This window comes from Streptomyces sp. NPDC031479, assembly GCF_055581065.1.
The window spans coordinates 239673-246998 of the sequence record NZ_JBVIKC010000008.1; the positions used below are offsets into that span (position 1 = coordinate 239673).

A 7326-nucleotide genomic window follows, 5' to 3' on the forward strand; every position below is an offset into this window, starting at 1 on the left:
CTCACGCCTGCTTCGGAGCCGCCTGCTGCACGACCTCGAAGGACCACACCTGGGACCCGGAAGCCGCGGGCTTCGGCCGCTCGCCACCACCGGCTCCGCCACCCGCACCCCCCTGGTGCGCGGCCTTCATCGGCCCCTCCATCCACGCCTGGAAGTCCGCCTCCGAACGCCACCGCGTGTACACGAGGTACTGGTCGGTGCCCTCGATCGGCCGGAGCAGCTCGAACCACTCGAAACCGTCCGAACCCTCCACGGCCCCCGCCCGCGAGGCGAAGCGCTGCTCCAGGACCTCCCGCTGCTCGGCGGGAACGGTCAGTGCGTTGATCTTCACGATGCTCATGCACGCCATCCTAGGGATCCCGTGGGGGATATCGTCGTGCCCGGCAGGGATCCGGTGCACCGGGCGCGGCAGTCGGTCGAAGTCGAGGTTGCGGTCGACAGGGACGGGAGGACGGCGAGGCGTGGCTGACGCGGCGGAGCACGGCGGGGCCGATGGACATGCCGGGGTCATAGGCGGTGATGGCGGCCTCGGGGCCGCACGCCTCCTGCTGTGGGCGCTGGCGGCCGTGCTCGGAGTCAGGCAGGCCGCCGCCGTACTGAGCGTCCCGCCCGGCGAGTGGCTCAGCGGTCTGCACCTGCCCGGCGCCCCCGGAGTCCTGCCCGGCTCGCTCTACGACGCCGGCCGGTTCACCGGCACCCCCTTCGCCGGACTCGTCCTCAAACCGCTGGTCGGCCTGGCCACGCCGTCCCTGGAAGTGGCCTGGACCTGCGTCACCCTGCTGTCCGTCGCCGCGATCGGACTGGTCGCCGCACGCGGCCTGCCCGACCCCGTGCCCCGGCGCACCGCCCTGTTGGCCGCGCCCGTGCTGGTCGCGCTGATGATGGTCTCGCTGCCCGTCCGCGAGGCCGCCTCGCCCGGTCAGGCCGCCGTGCTGCCCGTGCTGCTGGTGCTGCTCGCGTTCTTCCGGGTACCCGGGGAGCGCCCCGCCGGGTTCCTCGTCGGACTCGCCGCGGCCCTCCAGCCGGCCCTGCTGCTGTTCGCCCCGCTGCTGTGGCTGACCGGACGCCGCCCCACCGCCAAGGCCGCCGCGCTGACCTTCGCCGGAGCCACCGCGCTGTCCTGGGCGTCACTGCCGCGCGACTCGTGGACGTACTGGGTCGAGCACCTGGCCGGCTCCGGCCTCGGCGGCGCCCCCGACGGACCCGCCAACCAGTCCGTCCACGGCGCCCTGTTGCGCCTGGGCCTCGGCGGCCCCGCCGAGATCCTCCTCTACGCCGCCCTCGCCACCGCGATCGCCTGCGTCGGCCTGCGCCGCGCGGCCCGCTACGCCCGCGACGGCCAGCTGCTGCTCGCCGTCGCCGTCACCGGGTGCGTCGCCGTCGCCGTGTCCCCGGACGGGTGGCGCCACCAGATGCTGTGGGTGCTGCTCGCGGTGGCCGGCCGGGTGGGCGAGCGGGCCGCCGACCGGCGGGTGTGGCCGGTGGCGGTGGTGCTCGCGATGACCCTGCCGAGCGCCGTGCTGCTGCCCAACATGGCCGCGCTGGCCCCCGTACGGGACAACGTGCCGCTCCTCGCGGCCCTGGCGGCGGCCTGCGCCGTGCCGTTCCTGCCGCGTTCGTCCCCGTACTGGCGCGAGCCCGTGCCCACCCGCTACGGGCGGCCCGCCGCCACGCGTTTCCCGCGCGTCCCGCTGCTGCCGTTCTGGCGCAAGGCGCTCTCCCGCCCCAACCTGCTGCTGGAATTGCTGCTGATACGGGTCGGCTACTCGCTCTACTCGCACATCCGGGCCGCCGCCCCCGCGAGCCGGTCCGTCGCCGAGGCCAACGGCAGCCGGATCCACGCGATCGAGCGGGCGCTCGGCATCGACATCGAACGCGCCGTCAACCGGGCCGTGGTGGACACGCCCTGGCTGGAGGCGTTCTTCAACTTCTACTACACGTCCTTCCACTTCGTGGTGCCGCTGGCCGTCCTCGCCGTGCTGTACCGGCGCAGCCCGGGGGACTACCGCTGGGCGCGGGCCTCGCTGGGCCTCGCCACCGTGATCGCCCTGGCCGGCTTCTGGCTGTACCCGCTCGCCCCGCCGCGGCTCATGCCGGACCTCGGTTTCGTCGACACCGTGCACGGCGTGCAGGACCTGGCGAACCCCTCGTACGGGGCGATGACCGCGATCTCCAACCAGTACGCGGCGATGCCGTCGCTGCACTTCGGCTGGTCGCTGTGGTGCGGAACGGTGATCGTGGCGCTCGCGCCCAAGGGCTGGCAGAAGCTGCTCGGCGCGCTGCACCCGCTGATCACGGTCTGCGCGATCGTGGCCACCGCGAACCACTGGGTCCTGGACGCGGTCGGCGGCGCGCTGGTCGTCGGCGCCGGGTTCGGGCTGGTCCACGTACTGTCCGGGCCGCGCGGCCTCCAGGTCAGCCTGCCGGGACAGCGCCCGGCGGCGGCAGCGGCCGGGGAGGCCGGCGCGGAGGCGGAAGCCGGTCGGAACGTACGGGCCCCCGCCCGGTCGGGGGGCACCTGAGGCCGGCCCCGCCGCGCGCCACCCCGCCCCGCACCCGCCGCCCCGAACCGGCGCCCCGCCTACGGGCGTCGCCCCGGCCCGCTGCCCGAGCGGCGGCGCAGCAGCGCGCGCAGCGGGCCGGGGCTCTCGTACCCGACCCGCCGGGCCACCGCCGCGAGCGGCAGCGCGGTGGTGCGCAGCAGGTGTTCGGCCTGTTCCACCCGCAGGTCCTGGACCAGGCGGATCGGGGAGCAGCCGAGGGTGCGGGCCATCGTCCGCTGCAGGGTGCGCTCGCTGACGCCCAGGTCGCGGGCGGCTCCGGCGATGGACAGGGGTTCCGCGATCCGGGCCCGCACCCACTGCTCGAAGGCGGCGACCAGCGGGTCGTGACGGGCCATCGCGCCGGGGATCGCGTACGCGGCCTGCGAGGCCCGGTCGTCCACCACCAGGTAGTGCCGCACGAGGTCGGCCAGGGCCGGACTGCGCATCCCGACGACGGACAGCGCCAGGTCGAGGTGGCTGAACGCGGCGCCCGCCGTGGTGACCCCGTCCGAGGTGGTGACCATCCGGGCCTCCTCCAGCGTCACCCGGCGGTAGCGGTCGCGGAACACGGGGGCGAGCCACCAGCTCGTCGTGGCCCGCAGTCCGTCCAGCACCCCGGACTCGGCGAGCAGGAACGTTCCCGTGCAGGAGGAGGCGAGCGGGGTGCGGCGCTCGCGGGCCTCGGCGAGGAGCCGGCGCGCGGAGCGGTGGGCGGGCGAGGCCACCGTCTCCAGCAGGGCGGCGGGGCGGCGCTCCATGAGGGCGGGCAGTACGAGGAGTCCGGCGTCCAGCGCGGTGGAGGCGGGTTCGGCGTCGATCCGGTGCCCGAGCCCCGTACGGACCCGCCGGCGCACGCCGACGGTGTGGATCTCGAAGGCCGGGGGCGCGGCTCCGGCGAGTTGCCCGCGCAGGGCGTTCGCGCAGTGCAGTACGTCCAGGACGGCCGAGATCCCGGAGTCGAAGACCCCGTCGAGGGCCAGTACGGCGATTCTCACGGGGGTCAGCCTACGGTCGCCGGGCCCGGACGGGCGCTGTCGGAAGTGATGCGGATGCCGCCGGATCCGTCACTCGTGCGTGCGGCGGGCCGGTGCCTAGGGTCGGTGCCATGACCACGTACGAGAACCTCACCGCCGAGGACACCCGCACCCGCACCCACACCTGGCGGCCGCGGCCCGAAACGACCCCCGAGATCCTGGGCATGAGCGGTCTGGACGTCCTGCGGGCGGCCCTTGAGGGCACGCTGCCCGCGGCCTCGATCATGAGCACCCTGGGTTTCCGCCTGACCGACGCGGGCGAGGGTTTCGCCGTCTTCGAGGGCGACCCGGGCGACCACCTGCTGAACCCGATGGGCACGGTCCACGGCGGGTTCCTCGCCACCCTGCTGGACTCGGCGCTCGGCTCCGCGGTGATGACGCGGCTCCCGGCCGGTACCGCCTACACCACGGTCCAGCTGGGCGTTCACATGATCCGTCCGGTGCTGGCGGACACCCCGCCGCTGCGCTGCGAGGGGAGCGCCCTGCACGTCGGGCGGACGACGGCCACCGCCGAGGCGCGCGTCGTGGGGACCCTCGACGGCAAGCTCTACGCGCACGGTACGACGACCTGCGCGATCCTGCGCACGGCCTGACCCGGCCCCCCGTCCAGGCCCCCGCGGGCGACGGACCGGACCCGGTCCCCCGCCGGGGCCCGGCCGGCGAGCGGCGCCCGCAACGGGCCGAAGGGGCGCCGGGGCAGTGGTGCCCCGGCGCCCCTTCGGTGGATCGCCGCGTCCTGTCAGGATCGGGCAGCCGCGGGGATCCCGCCACTCGGGCGCGGTGTCCCGGGCGGTGTCCCGGGCGATGACCGGCGGACGGCGGGGGCCGGGGCGTGGAAGGTGGACGGCCCCCGCCGCTCCGGACCACGGGTCAACCGGAGCTGACCCGGAGCTCCTTGATGCCGTTGAGCCAGGCAGCGCGCAGCCGGCGCGGGCCGGCGGCGGCCAGCCGCAGGTCGGGGAGGGCGTCGGCCAGGGCGTTGAAGATCAGCTCGATCTCCATGACGGCCAGGGACTTGCCGAGGCAGAAGTGCGGGCCGCCGCCGCCGAAGCCGAGGTGCGGGTTCGGGTCGCGGGTGATGTCGAAGACCTCGGGGTTCTCGAAGACCTCGGGGTCGTGGTTGGCGGAGGAGTAGAACATCCCCACCCGGTCGCCCGCCTTGATCTTCTGGCCGCCCAGCTCGGTGTCCTGGGTGGCGGTGCGCTGGAAGGAGACCACGGGGGTGGCCCAGCGCACGATCTCCTCCGCGGCCGTCGCCGGCCGGGTGGCCTTGTACAGCTCCCACTGTTCGGGGTGGGTGAGGAAGGCGTGCATGCCGTGGCTGATGGCGTTGCGGGTGGTCTCGTTGCCGGCGACCGCGAGCAGCAGCACGAAGAAGCCGAACTCGTCGGAGCGGAGGTTGCCCTCGCCCTCCGCGGCCACGAGCTGGGTGACGATGTCCTTGGCCGGGCATTCCTTGCGCGCGGCGGCCAGGTTCATCGCGTAGCCGATGAGTTCCACGGCCGCGTTGGAGCCGACCTCCTCGGTGATCGCGTACTCGGGGTCGTCGTAGGCGACCATCCTGTTCGACCATTCGAAGATCCTGGCCCGGTCCTCCTGCGGGACGCCGATCAGCTCGGCGATCGCCTGCAGCGGGAGTTCGCAGGCCACTTGGGTGACGAAGTCGAAGCTGCCGTCGTTGGAGGCGGCCACCGCCTCCTCGGCGATCTTCCGGGCCCGGTCGCGGAGGGCCGCTTCCAGGCCGCGGATGGCCCGGGGGGTGAAGCCCCGCTGCACGATCTGGCGTACGCGGGTGTGTTCCGGCGGGTCCATGTTCAGCATGATCAGGCGCTGGGCATCTATCTGCTCGCGCGGGATGTGCTCGTTGAAGCGGATGATCGCCGTATTGGTGGTGGAGGAGAACAGCTCCGGGTGCGTGGAGACGTACTTGACGTCCGCGTGGCGGGTGACGGCCCAGTAGCCCTCGTCGTCGAAGCCGGTGACGCCCCGCCGCTGCGGGCACCACCACACCGGCGCGGTCTGCCGCAGCCGGGCGAACTCCGGCAAGGGGACGCGGTCGTGGAGGAGGTCGGGGTCGGTGGCGTCGAAGCCGTCGGGCAGCTCGGGGCAGGGCATCGGGCGACTCCAAGGTCTGACGAGGGTCTGACGGCCCATCAGAAGTTGGCTCGAAGGTAGTAACGAGTTCTAGAAGTCACAAGGCCTCTCGCGCCACCTGTTGCGTGTGGAATCCGTGTAAGGCGCGTGCACGCCCCTTGCGTGCCGGGGGTTCGGGTCATAAGACTGCGGGGGAGAACTAGAACGCGTACTAGTTCAGGCGGGGCGCCGGGACGGCCCGCCGCGCCGGCGCCGTGCAGGATGTGCAGGAGAGGACGAGCTCATGGCCGCGGAACCCGTCATCGTCGAAGCCGTACGCACCCCCATCGGGAAACGCGGGGGAGCCCTGGCCAACCTCCATCCCGCCTACCTCCTCGGCGAGACCTACCGCGAGCTCCTCGCCCGTACGGCGATCCAGCCCGACTGCGTCGAGCAGATCGTCGGAGGCACCGTCACCCACGCGGGCGAGCAGTCGATGAACCCGGCCCGCAACGCCTGGCTCGCCATGGGGCTGCCCTACGAGACCGCCGCGACGACGGTGGACTGCCAGTGCGGCAGCTCCCAGCAGGCCAATCACATGGTCGCCAACATGATCTCCGGCGGGGTCATGGACATCGGCATAGCCTGCGGGGTCGAGGCCATGAGCCGGGTCCCGCTGGGCTCCGGATCCAAGCACGGGCCGGGCAAGCCCTTCCCCGACGAGTGGAACGTCGACCTCCCGAACCAGTTCGAGGCCGCCGAACGGATCGCCCGTCGCCGCGGGCTGACCCGCGAGGACGTCGACCGCCTCGGCGTCCTCTCCCAGGAGCGGGCCGCGGCCGCCTGGGCAGAGGAGCGCTTCAAGCGCGAGACCTTCGCCGTCCAGGTGCCGACCACCGAGGCCGAGCAGGCCGCCGGGCAGGGCATGTGGCGGCTGGTCGACCGGGACGAGGGGCTGCGCGACACCAGCATGGAGGGCCTGGCCCGGCTCAAGCCGGTCATGCCGACCGCCGTGCACACCGCCGGGAACTCCTCGCAGATCTCCGACGGCGCCGCCGCCGTGATGTGGGCCTCGCGCAAGATGGCCCGCGCGCTCAAGCTCAAGCCGCGCGCCCGGATCGTCGCCCAGACCCTGGTCGGCGCCGATCCGCACTACCACCTGGACGGGCCGATCGACGCGACGCGGGCCGTGCTGGGCAAGGCCGGGATGTCCCTGCGCGACATCGACCTCGTCGAGATCAACGAGGCCTTCGCCTCCGTCGTCCTCAGCTGGGCCCAGGTCTTCGACCAGGACCTGGAGAAGGTCAACGTCAACGGCGGCGGCATCGCGCTGGGCCACCCCGTCGGCGCCACCGGCGCCCGGCTGATCACCACCGCGCTGCACGAGCTGGAGCGGCGCGACAAGGAGTTCGCCCTGATCACCATGTGCGCGGGAGGCGCGCTGGCGACCGGGACGATCATCCAGCGCCTGTGAGTCCCGCAGGCGCCCACTGACCCCTTGGGATGGGACGCGCAAGGCCCCGGTGGCCGGACCTGGGGAGGCCGGCCACCGGGGCCTTCGTGTGTCCGCTGTCCACCGGTGGTTTAGTACCAGTGGTTGTTCTGCCAGAAGTTCCAGGCGCCGACGGGGCTGCCGTAGCGGGAGTTCATGTAGTCCAGGCCCCACTTGATCTGGG

General features: G+C 73.4%; 7 protein-coding genes. 3 read left to right on the plus strand and 4 right to left on the minus strand.

Going from position 1 to position 7326, the window contains the following annotated elements; all coding sequences use genetic code 11:
* Position 1 precedes the first annotated feature (1 nt).
* Positions 2-340 carry an antibiotic biosynthesis monooxygenase family protein gene (locus tag ACZ5D2_RS12600; protein WP_371678703.1) on the minus strand — a complete coding sequence of 113 codons (339 nt, stop codon included), beginning with the start codon at positions 338-340 and terminating at the stop codon, positions 2-4.
* 121 nt (positions 341-461) lie between these two features.
* On the opposite strand from ACZ5D2_RS12600, the gene ACZ5D2_RS12605 reads away from it, so the two are divergent.
* The gene (locus tag ACZ5D2_RS12605) at positions 462-2522 is read left to right on the plus strand and encodes a bifunctional glycosyltransferase 87/phosphatase PAP2 family protein (protein WP_468928904.1); all 2061 of its coding nucleotides are present in this window, start codon (positions 462-464) and stop codon (positions 2520-2522) included.
* A 59-nt stretch (positions 2523-2581) separates the two neighbouring features.
* On the opposite strand, the gene ACZ5D2_RS12610 is transcribed toward ACZ5D2_RS12605, so the two are convergent.
* Positions 2582-3538 carry a GlxA family transcriptional regulator gene (locus ACZ5D2_RS12610; RefSeq protein WP_468928906.1) on the minus strand — a complete coding sequence of 319 codons (957 nt, stop codon included), beginning with the start codon at positions 3536-3538 and terminating at the stop codon, positions 2582-2584.
* A 110-nt stretch (positions 3539-3648) separates the two neighbouring features.
* Here ACZ5D2_RS12610 and ACZ5D2_RS12615 point away from each other — a divergent pair, with 110 nt between their 5' ends.
* Entirely contained in the window at positions 3649-4170 is a 522-nt protein-coding gene (locus ACZ5D2_RS12615; RefSeq protein ID WP_371678706.1) for a PaaI family thioesterase, read from the plus strand.
* A gap of 277 nt (positions 4171-4447) precedes the next feature.
* On the opposite strand, the gene ACZ5D2_RS12620 is transcribed toward ACZ5D2_RS12615, so the two are convergent.
* Entirely contained in the window at positions 4448-5692 is a 1245-nt protein-coding gene (locus ACZ5D2_RS12620) for a cytochrome P450 (protein WP_371678707.1), read from the minus strand.
* 262 nt (positions 5693-5954) lie between these two features.
* Here ACZ5D2_RS12620 and ACZ5D2_RS12625 point away from each other — a divergent pair, with 262 nt between their 5' ends.
* Complete coding sequence (locus ACZ5D2_RS12625; RefSeq protein ID WP_266838804.1) at positions 5955-7124, plus strand: steroid 3-ketoacyl-CoA thiolase; 1170 nt, start codon at positions 5955-5957, stop codon at positions 7122-7124.
* Positions 7125-7234: 110 nt separating this feature from the next.
* On the opposite strand, the gene ACZ5D2_RS12630 is transcribed toward ACZ5D2_RS12625, so the two are convergent.
* On the minus strand, positions 7235-7326 hold a 92-nt coding region (locus ACZ5D2_RS12630), incomplete at its 5' end, for an aggregation-promoting factor C-terminal-like domain-containing protein (protein WP_468928562.1).